The sequence below is a fragment of the Paracoccus versutus genome (genome assembly GCF_000763885.1).
GTDB lineage: Bacteria > Pseudomonadota > Alphaproteobacteria > Rhodobacterales > Rhodobacteraceae > Paracoccus > Paracoccus versutus.
Genome location: NZ_JRKO01000027.1, coordinates 12,935 through 29,512 on the forward strand (window position 1 = coordinate 12,935; position 16,578 = coordinate 29,512).

The 16,578-nt window shown below is 65.5% G+C and carries 15 protein-coding genes; all 15 read right to left on the reverse strand.

The features are described 5' to 3' along the window. Nucleotides 1–5: 5 nt before the first annotated feature. Complete coding sequence (locus tag IT40_RS28650) at nt 6–434, reverse strand: acyl-CoA thioesterase (RefSeq protein ID WP_116171192.1); 429 nt, start codon at nt 432–434, stop codon at nt 6–8. 8 nt (nt 435–442) lie between these two features. Then, the gene (locus tag IT40_RS13375; protein WP_036755924.1) at nt 443–2,089 is read right to left on the reverse strand and encodes an electron transfer flavoprotein-ubiquinone oxidoreductase; all 1,647 of its coding nucleotides are present in this window, start codon (nt 2,087–2,089) and stop codon (nt 443–445) included. 88 nt (nt 2,090–2,177) lie between these two features. Then, nucleotides 2,178–3,104: an electron transfer flavoprotein subunit alpha/FixB family protein gene (locus tag IT40_RS13380; RefSeq protein ID WP_036755927.1), complete on the reverse strand. Its 927-nt coding sequence runs from the start codon at nt 3,102–3,104 to the stop codon at nt 2,178–2,180. Continuing rightward, nucleotides 3,104–3,862 carry an electron transfer flavoprotein subunit beta/FixA family protein gene (locus IT40_RS13385; protein WP_036755930.1) on the reverse strand — a complete coding sequence of 253 codons (759 nt, stop codon included), beginning with the start codon at nt 3,860–3,862 and terminating at the stop codon, nt 3,104–3,106. Before IT40_RS13385 ends, IT40_RS13380 begins: the two co-directional genes overlap by 1 nt. 10 nt (nt 3,863–3,872) lie before the next feature. Continuing rightward, nucleotides 3,873–5,093 (reverse strand): acyl-CoA dehydrogenase, encoded by a 1,221-nt coding sequence (locus IT40_RS13390; protein ID WP_036755933.1) that lies wholly within the window; start codon nt 5,091–5,093, stop codon nt 3,873–3,875. A 17-nt stretch (nt 5,094–5,110) separates the two neighbouring features. Then, nucleotides 5,111–6,313, reverse strand: a complete 1,203-nt coding sequence (gene pcaF, locus IT40_RS13395; protein ID WP_036755936.1) for a 3-oxoadipyl-CoA thiolase — start codon at nt 6,311–6,313, stop codon at nt 5,111–5,113. 7 nt (nt 6,314–6,320) lie between these two features. Then, nucleotides 6,321–8,369 (reverse strand): 3-hydroxyacyl-CoA dehydrogenase NAD-binding domain-containing protein, encoded by a 2,049-nt coding sequence (locus IT40_RS13400; protein WP_036755940.1) that lies wholly within the window; start codon nt 8,367–8,369, stop codon nt 6,321–6,323. 9 nt (nt 8,370–8,378) lie between these two features. Next, nucleotides 8,379–9,143, reverse strand: a complete 765-nt coding sequence (locus IT40_RS13405; protein WP_084197112.1) for an SDR family NAD(P)-dependent oxidoreductase — start codon at nt 9,141–9,143, stop codon at nt 8,379–8,381. Beyond that, nucleotides 9,140–10,795: a cyclohexanecarboxylate-CoA ligase gene (gene aliA, locus IT40_RS13410; RefSeq protein WP_036755943.1), complete on the reverse strand. Its 1,656-nt coding sequence runs from the start codon at nt 10,793–10,795 to the stop codon at nt 9,140–9,142. The genes IT40_RS13405 and aliA overlap by 4 nt, the downstream gene beginning before the upstream one ends. Nucleotides 10,796–10,824: 29 nt before the next feature. After that, nucleotides 10,825–11,982, reverse strand: coding sequence for a cyclohexanecarboxyl-CoA dehydrogenase (gene aliB / locus IT40_RS13415; RefSeq protein ID WP_036755945.1), 1,158 nt, complete (start codon nt 11,980–11,982; stop codon nt 10,825–10,827). Nucleotides 11,983–11,990: 8 nt separating this feature from the next. Beyond that, nucleotides 11,991–12,698, reverse strand: a complete 708-nt coding sequence (locus IT40_RS13420; protein WP_052095914.1) for an ABC transporter ATP-binding protein — start codon at nt 12,696–12,698, stop codon at nt 11,991–11,993. Between the two features lie 2 nt (nt 12,699–12,700). Next, nucleotides 12,701–13,447 carry an ABC transporter ATP-binding protein gene (locus IT40_RS13425; protein ID WP_052095915.1) on the reverse strand — a complete coding sequence of 249 codons (747 nt, stop codon included), beginning with the start codon at nt 13,445–13,447 and terminating at the stop codon, nt 12,701–12,703. Further along, nucleotides 13,447–14,418, reverse strand: a complete 972-nt coding sequence (locus IT40_RS26775) for a branched-chain amino acid ABC transporter permease (RefSeq protein WP_052095916.1) — start codon at nt 14,416–14,418, stop codon at nt 13,447–13,449. Before IT40_RS26775 ends, IT40_RS13425 begins: the two co-directional genes overlap by 1 nt. Continuing rightward, nucleotides 14,415–15,287, reverse strand: coding sequence for a branched-chain amino acid ABC transporter permease (locus IT40_RS26780; protein WP_166436118.1), 873 nt, complete (start codon nt 15,285–15,287; stop codon nt 14,415–14,417). The genes IT40_RS26775 and IT40_RS26780 overlap by 4 nt, the downstream gene beginning before the upstream one ends. A 60-nt stretch (nt 15,288–15,347) precedes the next feature. Further along, complete coding sequence (locus IT40_RS13435; protein ID WP_116171193.1) at nt 15,348–16,571, reverse strand: ABC transporter substrate-binding protein; 1,224 nt, start codon at nt 16,569–16,571, stop codon at nt 15,348–15,350. Nucleotides 16,572–16,578: the final 7 nt, after the last annotated feature.

Here is a 16,578-nt window from a genome sequence, read left to right on the forward strand (position 1 = left end):
TTGATTTATCGTGAAAAACTCGGAAAACGTGCTTCAAAAGCCGAGCGTACTGATGCTGGAACGGATATTTTTTGCATGCTTTCCGTCTCGGTGAATACGGAAACGAACCGTCCGTTGAAACAGGTCCGGCCGCTTTGCCTACCCTCGACACGCATCGTGACCGAGGTCTTACCGATCAGTTCAGGTGTGACATAGCACATCAACGGTGCTTTAGCGGTAATCGGTGCCGCGAATTCGTATTCCATCCGCACGAAGGGCATTCCGTACCCTTGGTGTACGTTCATGTGATACCATCCTCGTCCATCCAGCAGATCGTCCCAGAAGGCATCGAGGGCCTCCAGCGCGAAATCGGCGATCCTTCCAGTATAGGCGATCAATGCCGGATCACAGTCGCCGAAACCGACACGTCGTTGCCAGACAAAAGCCTCTATCATTGAGTTCCTCACATATTCGGGTAATTCGGCCCGTCTCCGCCCTGCGGGGTTGTCCAGTCGATGTTCTGGCTGGGGTCCTTGATGTCGCAGGTCTTGCAGTGGACGCAGTTCTGGAAGTTGATCTGGAACTTCGGCCCCTCCGGCCCTTCCAGCACCTCGTAGACCCCCGCCGGGCAATAGCGCTGCGCGGGTTCGGCATAGACCGGCAGGTTCACCGCGATGGGAACCGAGGCATCGCGCAGCTTCAGGTGGCAGGGTTGCGATTCCTCGTGGTTGGTGAAGGAGAACGCCACGTTGGTCAGCCGGTCGAAGGACAGCTTGCCGTCCGGGCGGGGATAGTCGATCGGCTGGAAATCCGCCGCCTTGCCGGTCGCCTGCGCATCCGTCTTGCCGTGCTTCCAGGTCCCCAGCGGGTTCCAGCCGGTCAGGTTCGCCACCCACATGTCGAACCCGCCAAGCATCAGGCTGGGATAGAGGCCAAGCTTCGACCAGATCGGCTTGACGTTCCTGACCCGCTTCAGGTCCTTCGCGATCGCGCCGGTCCGCACCGCCGCGTCATAGGCTTCCAGCCGGTCGCCCTCGCGACCCGCGGCGATGGCCTCGGCCGCCGCCTCGGCCGCCGCGATCCCCGAGAGCATCGCATTGTGATTGCCCTTGATCCGCGGCACGTTCACCAGACCCGCCGAGCAGCCCAGAAGCACGCCGCCGTCGAAGGACAGTTCCGGGATCGACTGCCAGCCGCCTTCGCTGATCGCGCGGGCGCCGTAGGCCACGCGCTTGCCTCCTTCCAGCAGTTCCGCGACCATCGGGTGATGCTTGAAGCGCTGGAACTCCATATAGGGATACAGATAGGGGTTGGCATAGTTCAGATGCACCACGAAGCCGACCAGGACCTGGTTGTTCTCAAGGTGATAGATGAAGCTGCCGCCGCCCGCGTTCTTGCCAAGCGGCCAGCCCATCGTATGCACCACGCGGCCCTTGTGGAACTTCTCGGGCGCGACCTCCCAGATCTCCTTCATGCCGAGGCCGAATTTCTGCGGCTCGTGGCCCCTGGACAGGTCCAGCTTCGCGATGATCTCCTTGGCCAGCGACCCGCGCACGCCCTCGGCGATGAAGACGTATTTGCCGTGAAGCTCCATGCCGGGCTCATACATCGGGCCGGGCGTGCCGTCGGCTTCCAGCCCCATCTCGCCGGCGACGACGCCCTTGACGCGGTCGCCCTCCCAGACGATCTGGCTGGCGGCCATGCCGGGGAATATCTCGACGCCCAGTTCCTCGGCCTGTTCGGCCAGCCAGCGGCAGACATTGCCCATCGAGACGATGTAATTGCCGTGGTTGTTCATCAGGGGCGGCATCGGCCAGTTCGGCACCCGCACCTGGCCCGCCGGCCCGAGGATGAAGAAATTGTCGTCCACCACCTCGGTCGTGACCGGCGCGCCCTTTTCGCGCCAGTCGGGGATCAGCCGGTCCAGCCCCGAGGGGTCCAGCACCGCGCCCGACAGGATATGCGCCCCGATCTCGGAGCCCTTCTCCAGCACTACCACCTGCAGATCCGGGTCGACCTGCTTCAGCCGGATCGCCGCAGACAGGCCAGACGGTCCACCGCCGACGATCACAACGTCGTAGTCCATCGACTCGCGGGTGGGTGTGGGCATGGCTGGGAAACTCCGCTGGCTTGGGGCCGGATCGGGTGCCCCCGGACGGGCGGGGGCGCCATTGGGTATTTGAGCAACGAAGAAGCGGTCAGAGCTTTTCGGTGAGTTCGGGGACGGTTGTGAACAGGTCTCCGACGAGGCCGTAATCGGCGATCTGGAAGATCGGGGCCTCCTCGTCCTTGTTGATCGCCACGATCACTTTCGAGTCCTTCATGCCGGCCAGGTGCTGGATGGCGCCGGAGATGCCCACCGCCACGTAGAGCTCGGGGGCGACCACCTTGCCGGTCTGGCCGACCTGCCAGTCATTCGGGGCATAGCCGCTGTCGACCGCGGCGCGCGAGGCGCCGACGGCGGCGCCGAGCTTGTCGGCAAGCGCCTCGATGATCGCGAAATCCTCCTTGGAGCCGACGCCGCGGCCGCCCGAGACCACACGGCCCGCAGAGGTCAGCTCGGGGCGGTCGCTGGCCGCAACCTCGTCGCCCAGCCATTGCGACAGGCCGGGGTCCTCGGCCAGCGTGGCGTCCGAGACCGCAGCCGCGCCGCCGTCACCCGCCGCGTCGAAACTGGCCACGCGCACCGTCAGCACCTTCTTGCCGTCGCGCGACTTGACCGTCTGGATGGCGTTGCCGGCATAGACCGGGCGCTCGAAGGTCTCGGCATCGACCACCTTCGAGACGTCCGGGATCACCATCACGTCCAGAAGCGCCGCAACCCGCGGCATCACGTTCTTGGCATCCGTGGTCGAGGGCGCGGCGATGTGGCTGTAATCCCCCGCCAGCGACACGATCAGCGCCGCGGTCGGCTCGGCCAGGCGGTGGCCGTAGCGCGCGTCCTCGGCGACCAGCACCTTGGCGACGCCGGCGATGGTCGCGGCCTGGGCGGCGGCGTCCTTCGCATGGGCGCCGGCGCAGAGCAGCGTCACATCGCCCAAGATCTTGACCGCATTGACGGATTTCGCCGTGGCGTCGCGGTTCAGCTCGCCATTGGTGACTTCACCCAACAGAAGAACGGCCATCAGAGCACCCCCGCTTCTTTCAGTTTCCCCACCAGTTCGTCGACCGAGCCGACCTTGATCCCGGCCTTGCGGCCCTCGGGCTCGCGGGTGGTCACGATCTCCAGCCGCGGGGCGGTATCGACGCCGTAATCGGCGGCCGTCTTCTCCTCCAGCGGCTTCTTCTTCGCCTTCATGATGTTCGGAAGGCTCGCATAGCGCGGCTCGTTCAGGCGCAAATCCGCCGTCACGATCGCCGGCAGCCTGACCTCGATGGTCTGCAACCCCCCGTCGACCTCGCGGGTGACTTTCGCCGCCTCGCCCTCGATCTCGATCTTCGAGGCGAAGGCCGCCTGGCCCCAGCCCAGCAGCGCCGCCAGCATCTGGCCGGTCGCGTTCATGTCGTTGTCGATCGCCTGCTTGCCGGCGATGACCAGCTTCGGCTGCTCCTCGTCGATCACCGCCTTGAGGATCTTCGCCACGGCCAGCGGCTCGATGTCCTGGTGTACGTCATCGGCCGCGACCACCAGGATCGCCCGGTCCGCGCCCATCGCCAGGGCCGTGCGCAGCGTCTCGGCCGCCTGCTTGACGCCAATGCTGACCGCGATGACCTCGCTGGCCGCGCCCTTCTCCTTCAGCCGGATCGCCTCCTCGACCGCGATCTCGTCGAACGGGTTCATGCTCATCTTCACATTCGCAAGATCAACGCCCGAACCATCCGCCCGAACACGGGCCTTCACGTTGTAGTCGATCACGCGTTTGACCGGCACGAGTATTTTCATCGGATGCTCCTCAATAGAACGCCTGCAGCCCGGTGATCGCGCGGCCCAGGATCAGGGCATGCACGTCATGGGTGCCTTCGTAGGTGTTGACGGTTTCCAGATTGACCATGTGCCGGATCACCTGGAATTCCTCGGAAATCCCATTGCCGCCATGCATGTCGCGGGCAACCCGCGCGATCTCCAGCGCCTTGCCGCAGTTGTTGCGCTTGACGACGGAGATCATCTCGGGCGCGGCATTCGCATCGTCGAGCAGGCGCCCCACTTGCAAGGAAGCCTGAAGGCCCAGGCTGATCTCGGTCAGCATATTTGCCAGCTTGAGTTGGTAGATCTGCGTGTTCGCCAAGGGCCGGCCGAACTGTTTCCGGTCGAGGCCATATTGTCGCGCGGCATGGAAACAGAACTCTGCTGCGCCCAGCACCCCCCAGGAAATACCGTAGCGGGCGCGGTTGAGGCAGCCGAACGGACCCTTCAGCCCCTCGACATGCGGCAGCAGCGCGTCCTCACCCACTTCAACAGCGTCCATCACGATCTCGCCGGTGATCGAGGCGCGCAGGCTTAGCTTGCCGCCGATCTTCGGCGCCGAGAGGCCCTTTGCGCCCTTGTCCAGCACGAAGCCGCGGATTTTGCCGCCATGCGCCTCGGATTTTGCCCAGACCACGAACACGTCCGCAATAGGGCTGTTCGAGATCCAAGTCTTGGTGCCGTTCAACACATAGCCGTCCGCCGTCTTTTTCGCGACTGTCTTCATGCCCGCCGGGTCCGAGCCGGCATCGGGCTCGGTCAGGCCGAAGCAGCCGACGAACTCGCCCGAGGCCAGTTTGGGAAGATACTTCTGTCGCTGTTCCTCGGATCCGTAGGCGTAGATCGGATACATCACCAGGCTCGACTGCACCGACATCATCGAACGATAGCCGGAATCGACCCACTCGACCTCGCGGGCAACGAGGCCGTAGGCGACATAGCTGGCGCCCAGCCCGCCGTATTCCGCAGGCACCGTCACACCCAGAAGGCCCATCTCGCCCATCTCGCGGAAGATCGCCGGATCGGTTTCTTCCTCGGCGAAGGCCCTGATGACGCGTGGTTGCAGTTTCTCCTGAGCGAAGTTGCGCGCCGCGTCGCGCAGCATCCGCTCATCCTCAGTCAGCTGGCCGTCCAGACGGAAGGCATCCTCCCAATTGAAACGGCCAAGGCCGGGGGCGTCCTTCGGCTTGAGTTTCGGTTTCTCGGTCATCAGAAATCCTCCGGGAATCAAACACGTTCGAGAAGCAGTGCCGCGCCCTGGCCGACACCGATGCACATCGTGGCCAGGGCATAGCGGCCGGTGCCCTGCGACAGGTCGAGGGCGGCAGAGCCGGCGATGCGGGCGCCCGACATCCCCAGCGGATGGCCAAGCGCGATGGCGCCGCCGTTGGGGTTCACCCGGGGGTCATCGTCCGCAAGCCCAAGGCTACTGATGACGGCCAGCGCCTGCGCTGCGAAGGCCTCGTTCAGCTCGATCAGCGCCAGCGCATCGAGGCCGATCCCGGCCTTTTCCAGCAGCTTCTGCACCGCCGGCACCGGGCCGTAGCCCATCACGCGTGGCGCGACACCGGCCGAGGCACCCGCCACGATCCGCGCCAGCGGTCTTAGCCCGTGGCGCTTCACCGCCATCTCCGATGCTACGATCAGTGCCGCCGCGCCATCGTTTACCCCACTGGCATTGCCGGCAGTAACCGACCCTTCAGGCCGGGTGATCGGCTTCAGCCGGGCCAGATCCTCAAGCATGGTGGCGCGGGGATGTTCGTCCCGAGTCACTTCGGTCGTCTTGCCGCGGCCGAGCGCAACGGTCACCGGCAGGATTTCCTGCGCCAACCGGCCATTCGCCTGCGCCGCACCGGCCTTCTGTTGCGACCGCAGGGCGAAGGCATCCTGATCCTCGCGGCTGATCGCGTGGTCGTCGGCCAGGTTCTGCGCGGTCTCGGGCATGGAGTCGGTGCCGTATTGCGCCTGCATCCGCGGATTGACGAAGCGCCATCCGATGGTGGTGTCATGGATTTCGTTCGCACGGCTCCAGGCGCCCGGCGCCTTGGACATCACGAAAGGCGCCCGAGTCATGCTTTCCACGCCTCCGGCGATGGCCAGATCCATGTCGCCCGACCGAATCGCGCGAGCGGCGGCCGCGACAGCCTCGAGCCCCGAGCCGCAGAGGCGGTTCACCGTAACCCCCGGCACGGTTTCCGGCAGACCCGCCAGCAGCAGCGCCATGCGCGCCACGTTTCGGTTGTCCTCGCCCGCCTGGTTGGCGCAGCCCAGCCAGACCTCCTCGACCGCCGCCGGGTCGAGGTCGGGATTGCGCGCCAAAAGCGCCGCCAGCGGCAGCGCGGCCAGATCGTCGGTGCGCAGCGGGGCCAGCGCCCCGCCATAGCGGCCGATTGGCGTGCGGATATAATCGCAGATGAAGGCGTCGGTCATCGGATCCTCACAACTCTTCGGGGGTTTTGTCTTCGGCCACGGCACGGGTCAGCAGGTCGGGAACGCCCCAGGACAGGGGGTCTTCGGCGGCATAGCCTTCGATCCGCCGCAGGATTTCAGACAGGCCCGCGCGGCCCGCCCAATGCATCGGCCCGCCGCGCCAGCGCGGAAAGCCGTAACCATGGATCATCACAAGGTCGATGTCGGCCGAGCGTTCGGCAATCCGCTCGTCCAGGATGCGGAAGCCTTCCTCGACCATCGCGGCGGTCGCACGAGCCACGATCTCGTCCTCGCCAAAGCGACGCCGCACGATCCCTGCCCGCACGCTTTCCTCCACCACGATTCCGTCGATCAGCGCCGAGGGTGCGGGCCTGCCGCCCGCGTGATCATACCAGCCGGCGCCAGTCTTGCGGCCCAGGCGGCCGGTCTCCTCGACGATGCGGTCGGCGATGGGGATGTAGCGAAAGCCCGGCCTGGTCTTCCAGCCCAGCCGCTTGCGATTGGCATAGGCGATGTCCAGCCCCGACAGGTCCTGCACCTCATAGGGTCCCATCGCCATGCCGAAGCCGCGCATCGCTGCGTCGATCTGCGCGGGCAGCGCGCCCTCGATCAGCATCACGTCGCAGCATTGGCGATAGCGGGTCAGGATACGGTTGCCGATGAAGCCGTCGCAGACCCCCGCCAGCACCGGGATCTTCTTCAGCCGTGCTGCCAGCCGCAGGGCGGTGGCAAGGGTTTCCGGCCCGGTGTCCCGCGCCCGGATCACCTCGACCAGCTTCATCACATGCGCCGGACTGAAGAAATGCAGGCCGAGGAAGCGCGCAGGATTGCGCACACCCCCGGCGATCCGGTCCGGGTCCAGATAAGAGGTATTGGTTGCCAGGATCGCGGTTTCCGGCAAAGCCGCATCCAGCGCGGCGAAAACCTGCCGCTTGATCGACAGATCCTCGAACACGGCCTCGATGGCGATGTCCACCGGGGGCAGGTCGTCATAGCCGGCGCGGAAGGTGAACAGCCGCTCCATGTCCGAAGCGGCGCTTTCCGCACTGGCCTTGCCGCGCTTGACCGCATCGTCGAACAACCGCGCGATGTTGGCACGGGCGCGTTCCGCAGCGGCGGCGTCGGTCTCGATCAGCGTGACGGTGACACCAATACCGGCCAGGGCATAGGCAATGCCCGCGCCCATCGTGCCGCCGCCCACAACCACGGCCGAGCGGACATCCGCCCCTTGGGCCTTGCCCTGCCCCATCGCGGCGCGTTCGGCAAAGAAGACATGGCGCAAGGCAGCAGCCTGATCGCCGGTCTTCAGATCCAGAAAGGTCTGGCGTTCCAGCGCCAGCCCTCGGGCCAAGGGCAGGCGCAGGGCGGCCTCGATCAGGTCGATGGCCCTTTGCGGGGCGATCTGCTGCGGGCTGCGCCGGGCGGCCCGTTTGCGGGCCGCCTCGATGGCTGCGGGATCGCAGGCGGGTGCGGGCTGCGCGCCGGTCGCGGGACGGTCCGGCAGAGCCAATGTGCGAGCGGCGGCCACAGGGTCGTCGGCCACGGCATCGACGAGGCCGATCCGCAGCGCCTCGGCCGCGCCGATCACCCGGCCCTCGGCGATCAGCGACAGGGCCTGCTCCAGCCCGACCAGCCGGGGCAACCGCTGCGTGCCGCCCGCACCGGGGACGACGCCCAGCGTCACCTCGGGCAGGCCCAGGGTCGCCCTGGATGCCACCACCCGCGCGGTGCAGGCCAGCGCCACTTCCAGTCCTCCACCCAGTGCCGCCCCGTTGATCGCGGCAACGACCGGCACCGGGAAGCTCTCGATCCGGTTTACGATCTCGGGCAGATGCGGTGGCTGCGGCGGGGCAGAGAATTCTTTCGCATCCGCCCCGGCAACAAAGGTTTTTCCCGCGCCGGTCAGCACCACGCGCGCGACACCGGCTGCTTCCGCCCGGTCCAGCGCCACCATCAGCCCCTCGCGCACCGCGCGCGAGGTGACGTTCACCGGCGGATTGTCGATGGTGATCAGTGCGATGTCGTCGGCAAGGGAAAGGTGAACCGCGTCGGTCATGTGTGTCTTTCAGAGATGCGGGTGGATGCCGCCAGAGACGGCCAGGATTTCGCCGGTGACAAAGCGGGCCACCTCGGATGAGAAGAAGGCCACCGCTTCGGCGATTTCCTCGGGTTCGGCCATGCGGCGATTGAAGGCCAGCGCAGTCAGGCGCGCAGCCTCGTCTGCGGGCATGTTCTGCGTGACCGAGGTGCGGGTCAGCCCAGGCGCGACGGCATTGACGGTCACGGCGGGGGCCAGCTCGGCCGCAAGGCTGCGTGTCAGCGAAGCGGTGGCAGCCTTGGCGGCCGCGTAATCCACCTGCCCCGCCTCACCGCCGAACACCACTGTGGCGAAGTTGACGATCCGGCCGAGCCCGCGTTCGACCATCCCCGGCGCCAGAGTGCGGATCAGGTGGAAATTCCCCATCAGGTTCAGGTCGAAGGTCGAGCGGAACTGCGCCTCGTCCATTTCCAGAAACCGAGTGTAGAGCCGGGGCGAGCGGATGCCGCCCACGGTATTGACCAGCACATCGGCGCCGCCGAAGCCTTCCAGCGCCAGGGCGCAGAACGCCTCGGTCTCGGTCGCGGCGGTAATGTCGCAACGCAACGAAACAATGCGCGCGGCAGGATATTCGGCGCCTAGAAGCGCCACGGTTTCCGCCAGCCGGGAACCCGAGATGTCGGCCAGGGCCAAAGCCTCGGCCCCGTCCTGCAGCAGCCGCCTGGCGACGGCGCGACCCATCGGTCCGCCTGCCCCTGTCAACACGACACGTGGTCCTGCGATACGGGTCATTTCTTCATGGCCTCGTATTCGGCCCGCAGTTCGTTGCGCAGCGCAAATTTCTGGATCTTGCCCGATGCGGTCGAAGGCAGGCGGTCGCGAACTTCCAGCCGCTCGGGAAAATACTGCTTGGCCAGATGAAGGCCGGACAGGAAGTCCACCATCGACGGGAAATCGATGCTTTGGCCGGGCTTCGGCACGATGAAGGCGCAAGCACGCTCGCCCAGCCTTTCGTCCGGATAGGCGACGATGGCCACCTGCTGCACGGCCGGATGCTTGTAAAGCAGCGCCTCGACTTCGACGACCGGAATATTCTCGGCGCCCCGGATGATCACGTCCTTGGAGCGGCCGCAGATTCGGATATAGCCCTGCTCGTCCATGCGCGCGATGTCGCCGGTATCGAACCAGCCCTCGGCATCGGTGGCGTTCCATTGCGGCCGCTTGAGATAGCCGGCGAAGTTCGAACAGCCGCGCACGAACAGCTCTCCCTCCTGCCCCGGGCCCAGCGGCACACCGTCCGGGCCGCGGATCTGTAGTTCCATCCCCGGCAGGGCAAAGCCGTCGGTCTGCACCGAACGCTCGTCAGGATCCTCGGGTGCGACCACCGTGACGGCGCCGTTCTCGGTCATGCCCCAGGCCGAAATGACCTTGGCATCCAATATCCGCTGGGCCCGTTCGACCAGTGGTCCGGGGATCGCAGTGCCGGCGCAAAGGAAGATGCGCAGCGAGGAAGGATCGGTGGCGCCCTCATCGACCGCCGAGGACAGGTCCATCAGGAAGGGGGTCGAGGCCATGGTGAAGCTGACCCGCTCGTCCTGGATCAGCCGCGCTGCGAGATCCTTGTCCCAGCTGTCCATCAGGATCATGCGGGCGCGCAGCATCACCGGCATCAGGAACCCATACATGAAGCCGGTCTGGTGCGCCATCGGCGAGAACATCAGCACGGTGTCATCCGCGCCCAGATGCAGCCGGTCGGCATAGGCCACGAGGTTGGAATACATCGTGTTCGCCGTATGCATCACGCCCTTGGGCTCGCCCGTGGTGCCCGAGGTGTAGATCAGCTGGCAAACGTCGTTCGCGTCGCCCCGGTCGCGGGCCGAGACGACGCGCAGATCCTCGGTGACCTCCAGCGCCGGATCCAGCAACAGCGCATCGAAGCTGTTCGGACCATTGCCGCTGGCAACGATGACATGGCGCAGATCGGGCAGATCCGGCCGCATGCCCTCGGCCATGGCCTCATGATCGAAGCCGCGAAACAGTTTCGGCACCACAAAGGCCTTGGCCTCGCCATGCTTCAGCATGAACAGCAGCTCGTGTTCGCGAAAGATCGGCATCACCGGATTGAAGACCACGCCTAGCTTGCGGCAACCGATATAGAGCGCGACGAACTCCCAGCTGTTGGAAAGCTGGCAGGCCAGCACATCGTCGCGGCCAAGGCCGAGCCGGTGCAGTCCCGCCGCCACGCGCCAGGACAGCGCGTCGAGTTCGGCCCAGGTCAGGTCACGGCGGTCGCCGGTCGCTGTCACGATGCTGGTCAGCGCCACCGCCTGCGGCTTTTCGCGCAGGCATTCCTCGAAATAGTCGAGCAGCGTCTTGCCGGGCCAGAGGCCCTCGGCCTCCATCCGGGCACGGCGCGGTTCGATCAGGACGGCATCGAATTTCATGGGTTCCTCCTCCCCTCTATGTCGGCGGCTCAGCCGGTGACGGCCTTGCCGGCCCGCTCGCGGGCGATGATGTTCTTCATGATGTGCGCGGTGCCGTCGCCGATCTGCAGGCCCAGCACGTCGCGCAGCCGCTGCTCGAACGGCAATTCGTTGGAATAGGCGGCATGGCCATGGATCAGCAGGCAGGCATGGATCGCCTCGTAGGCCAGAAGCGGCGGCCACCATTTCGCCATCGCGGCTTCGGCCACATGCGGCAGGCCGTTGTCCTTGAGCCAAAGCGCATTCAACGACAGCAAACGCGCCGCCTCGACCTTGGTGTCGAAATCGGCGAGCTGGTGGCTGATGCCCTGGAAGGCCGCCAACGGCTTCCCAAAGGCCTTTCGCTCTCCGATATACGCCCAAGTCTCGTCCAGCGATTGCCGCGCGGCGCCCAGGCATTGCAGCCCGATCAGCGAACGCGAGAAGTCGAAGCCCTGCATGACCTGGACGAAGCCCTTGCCCTCCTCTCCCAGCAGGTGATCGGCGGGCACGCGCACGTTGTCGAAGAAGATCGAGCCGCGGCCGATGGCGTGCTGGCCCAGGTCGGTGAAGCGGGTGGTGGAAATGCCGGGCGTGTCCATCGGCACGAAGATGGCGGAAATGCCGCGCGCCTTGTCCTCGGGCCTGCCGGTGCGGGCAAAGACCACCGCGCCTTTCGCCTGATCGGCGCAAGAGATCGAGGTTTTCTCGCCGCTGATCACATAATGGTCGCCGGCGCGTTCCATCCGCAAGCCCAGGTTCGCGGCATCCGAACCGCCACGCGGCTCGGTCAAGGCGATGGCGACGATCAACTCGCCCCCGATCAGCTTGGGCAACCATTCGCGCTTGATCTCGGGACTGGCGAAATTCGCCAGGATCTGGCCGTTGAGCGAGGCGAGGATATTGACATAGCCCATGTTGAAATCGCCCCTGGCGATTTCCTCGATGATGACACCGGAATAGATCGCGCCCGAGCCGAGGCCGCCGAATTCCTCGGGCAGTTCCGGCGCGATCAGGCCGAGGCTGCCCATCCCGCGCAGCAGGTCGGGGCCAAAGCCACCCGCCTTTTCACGGGACTGATAGCCGGGGGCCAGTTTCTCGGCGGCAAACTTGCGGGCAAGATCGCGCAGCGCGTTCAGTTCCTCGGTGTCGAAGATGGTGGGATACATGGGCTGCCTCATTGAACCATAAGGAATTTCCGGGTGATTTCCGGGTCGGCGTAAAAGCCGTCGACGCTGCCGTTCCAGACCGTCATGCCCCGGTCGATGACGTAAACCCGGTCGGCGCAGCGCCGGATCGTGTTCAGCGCCTGTTCGGAAACGATCATCGACACCCCCTCGCGCTTCAGCGCGACGATGGCGTCGACCACCTCCTCGGCGATTTTCGGGGCCAGCCCCTCATGCGGCTCGTCGAGCAGGAGGAGCTTCGGGCAGGTCAGCAGCGACCGGGCGATGGACAGCATCTGCTGCTCGCCCCCGCTCATCACTCCCGCGCTGCGGTGACGATAGTCATGCAATTGCGGGAACAGGCGGAACACCTCGTCCACCGTCCAGCGCCGGCGGTCGGGGGCGGCGACGGGACGCGGCACCTTCAGGTTTTCCAGCACCGAGAGCGAAGCGAAGACGCGCCGGTCCTCGGGCACGTAGCCCACGCCCCGGCGGATCACGTCATGCGGCCGCACCCCGGCCAGCGACTGGCCGTCGAAGACGATCTCGCCCCCGGTGACGACGATCTGGTCGCGGACGATGGACTTCATGGTCGACGACTTGCCGACGCCGTTGCGTCCGATCAGGCAGATCACCTCGCCGGGGCCGACCTCCAGGTCGATCCCTTGCAGAACCTCGGCCTTGTCATAGGCGGCGTGCAGATCTGAAATGCGCAGCATGATCAGTGCCCCCCTCCCAGATAAACGGCCTGCACCTCGTCATTGGCCCTGATCTCCTCGGGTGTGCCCTGTGCGAGGATCGCGCCGCGCACCATGACGGTGACGCGCCCGGCGATCTTCATCACCACGTCGATGTCGTGCTCGACGAAGATCAGCGTCTTGCCGGTGGCATCGACCCGTTCGGCCACCATCTCCATCAGGAAGTGGCGTTCCTTGATCGACATCCCGGCGGTAGGCTCGTCCAGCAGCAGGAGGTCCGGGTCGGCAGCCAGCGCCATGCCGAATTCCAGACGTTTGCGGTCGCTGAGGCTCAGGTCCGCGACCGTGTCCCGCGCCCGCTCGGCGAGGCCCACGGTTTCCAGCATGGCATGAGCGCTGTCGATCCTTTCGGCATAAACCCGGCCCGAGAGCGAAGCCCATTTGCCCGAGGCGATGACGTAAGCCACCATCATGTTTTCCAGCACCGTCATGTGCAGGAAGGCGCGGCTGATCTGGAAGGTACGGCCGATCCCCTTTTTCGCCAGCCGCGCGGGCGGCAGCGACAGGATGTTCTCACCCTTGAAAACCATCTTCCCCTCCACCCCCGGCAACTGTCCGGCGACACAGGCGATAAAGGTGGATTTCCCTGCCCCGTTGGGGCCGATCAGGGCGTGGCGTTCGCCCCTGGGGATGTCGAAGGAGATGTCCTTCAGCGCAATGAAGGCGCCGTAGGCCTTGCGGATGTGGCGGGCGGAGAGGATCGGCTCCATCAGAAGATCCCCCCGAGCATCGCCCGCAGCCGGGCCGAGACACCGGCGAAGCCGGCCGGCGCCACCAGGCAGATCGCCAGCAGGATCAGGCCCAGCACCAGCTCCCATTCATGGATCACCTTCGAGACGAAGGTGGCCAGCACTTCGTAGATGATGGCGCCCCAGATACCGCCGGCAAAGCTGTTCAAGCCGCCGATGACGACCATGATCAGCCCGTCCAGCGTGATGCCCAGACCGGCATAGTCGGGGAAGGCCGCGCCATGCAGCACCGAGTAAAGCGTGCCCGCAACGCCGGCGAAAAAGGCGGCGATGACGAAGGCTACCAGTTGCACCCGCCGCGCGCCCAGACCAAGCGCCTCGGCCCGGTAGCGATCCTGCCCCACCGCCCGGATCGACAGGCCGAGCGGGGATTTCACGATCCCCCACAGCGCCAGCAGGCAGAGTGTCACCACCACAAGCACCGCAGTCGCATAACCCTTTTCGGAAAGACCGAAGCGCGGGATCATGAAACCGGTGATGCCGGTATCGCCGCCGGTGAAGGCATACCATTGGAACAGCACGGTATAGGTGATCTGCGCACAGGCCAGCGTCAGCATGGCAAAGTAGATCTGCGTCAGCCGCACGCAAAGCGCGCCGAAGACCAGCCCGCCGAGCGCCGCTGCCAGCGGGCCGACAGCCAGCGCCAGTTCCGGCGGCACCCCACCCCGCACCACGGCCAGGGTAAAGCCATAGGCGCCGAGGCCGAAATAAGCGGCGTGGCCGAAGCTGACCATGTGGCCAAAGCTCATCAGCAGGTTCAGCGACGAGGCGAAAAGCGCCATGATCATGATCTCGGTCATCATGGTCGAGGTCGAGGTCGACGCCATCCAGTTGATCGCCAGCACCGCGGCCAGTGCCGGAACCACGAATTGCCAGCTGACGGTGGCGCGGGCCACCCTGGCCCAGAGGGTTCTCAGATCCTGCGCGGTCATCGTGCCGGGCCTCCCTGACGGCCCATCGAGCGAGCGATGAGAACGGCGGCCATGATCAGGAAGATCAGGACCATCGACAGGCGCGGGAAGTACATCACCCCCATCGCCTTGGTGACGCCGACCACCAGGGCACCGGCCAGCGCACCGTACAGGTTGCCAAGCCCCCCGATCACGCAGACGATGAAGGCCGAGACGATGACGGTGGTGTCGAGCAGGTAGTTCACTTCGCCGTAGGGCGCGCTCAGCCCCCCGGCCAGACCGGCAAGAAACGCCCCGGCTGCAAAGACGGCGGTGAAGATCAGCTTCTCGTTCACGCCCAGAAGCGCGACCATGCCGCGGTCATCGGTGCCCGCGCGCAGAAGGATGCCCGCCCGGGTGAAGTAGATCACCCAGATCATCGCGAACACCACGGTGAGCCCGGCGGCGAAAATCGCGATGGGGAACAGCGGGAAATAGGTGTTGCCGGCAACCAGCGCCCCCATCAGCGCATCGGGCATCTGCACCGAGACGCTGTTCGCGCCCCAGGTCATGCGCACCAGGTCGCGGATGATCAGCACCAGCGCCACGGTGACGATCAGTTGCAGGATACCGTCCTTGCCGTAGATGCGGCGCAGCACGGTCGTCTCGAACAGGACGCCCAGGGCCGAGACCGCCGCCGCCGAGACCGCCACGGCGACGAAAAAGCCCCAAAGCGTGCCCGGCGCGATCAAGGGCACCAGCTCATAGGTCAGGAACGCGCCGAGCATGTAGAAGGAACCATGGGCGAAGTTGATGATGCGGGTGACGCCGAAGATCAGCGTCAATCCCGAGGCGATCAGGAAAAGCGTCATGCCTTCCATGAGCCCATTGACGAGCTGGATCAGAACCATCTGGATTTCCTCTGGCTGGTCCCGGCGGATCATCCCGCCGGGACGGGTTCGCAGAGTGGCTTACCTGGCGGCTTCGCGGGCCTGGAGGATCAGATCCTCGGCCGGCATCAGCGGTGCGCCTTCGAACTTTTCCACCTCGGTCAGGATCGGGAAGTCGTAGCCCTCGACCTTGGCCGCCTTGCCGACATAGACCGGCGCGTTCATCTGGCCGTCCAGCGCGCGGATGGTCAGGCCCTTTTCGCGCAGCCCGTCGAAGCTGACCTGCGGCAGCGCCGCGATGATCGCTTCGGCTTCGACGGTGCCGGCCTTTTCGGCCACCGCGGCATAGAAATGCAGCCCGTCATAGGCGTTGATCGCCCAGTCGGTCGGATATTCGCCATAGGCGGCGCGATACGTCTCGATGAAGGCGGTCACCTCTGGCGACTGTTCCAGCGCGAAGAACGGTGCGCGGGCGATGCCATAGACGTTGGCGGCGGGCATCGACGCGCCTTGCGATTGCAATGTGTCCACCGTCATCAGCGTCACGAGATTGGTCTTCTGGAAGAAGCCGAACCCCTGCCCCTGCTTCAGCGTCGCGCCCAGCGAGGGACCGAACAGCGGTGCGAAGACCGCATCGGGCTGCTGCGCGAGCGTCGCGGTGATATAGGGCGCCATCGCGGTCTCGCCAACCTTGGCATAGATCGGATCGGCAAAGGCGATATCGGGGCGCAGCTCCTTCAGTCGCTCGGTGAAGGCCGCGACCGAGGTATGGCCCCATTCGTAGTCGGAACCAAGCGCCGAGATCTTCTCCCATTCGGGCTTCTTCGCCACATACTCGGCCGCAGCATAGGCCTCCATCGTGGCATTGGCCTGCACCTGCCAGAAATAGGGCTGAAACAGTTCGATATTGGCCCGCTGGGTCGAGCCGATGGCGGCATAGAACGGCACTTTCAACTCGGCCGAGACTGCGCTTTCCGCCAGCATCACCGCTGAAGAACACACACCGGTCAACACGTCGATCCTGTCGTTGGTGATCAGGTCGCGCGCGACCTTGGCGCCTTCGTCGGGCTTGGTCTGGGTGTCGCGCACAATCAGTTCGACCTGACGGCCGAGGATGCCGCCCACCGCGTTGATCTCTTCGGCAGCGATCTTCGCGCCGTTCAGCCCGTCTTCGGACAGGGCCGCGCAAGCCCCGGTCAGGTCGGCGGCAAAGCCGACCTTGACCGGCCCGTCCTGCGCCCCAGCAGAGGTGGCCAGGGCTGCCAGCGCCACGGCGACAACGGCTTTCTTGTTCTTCTCAAGCATGAACTCC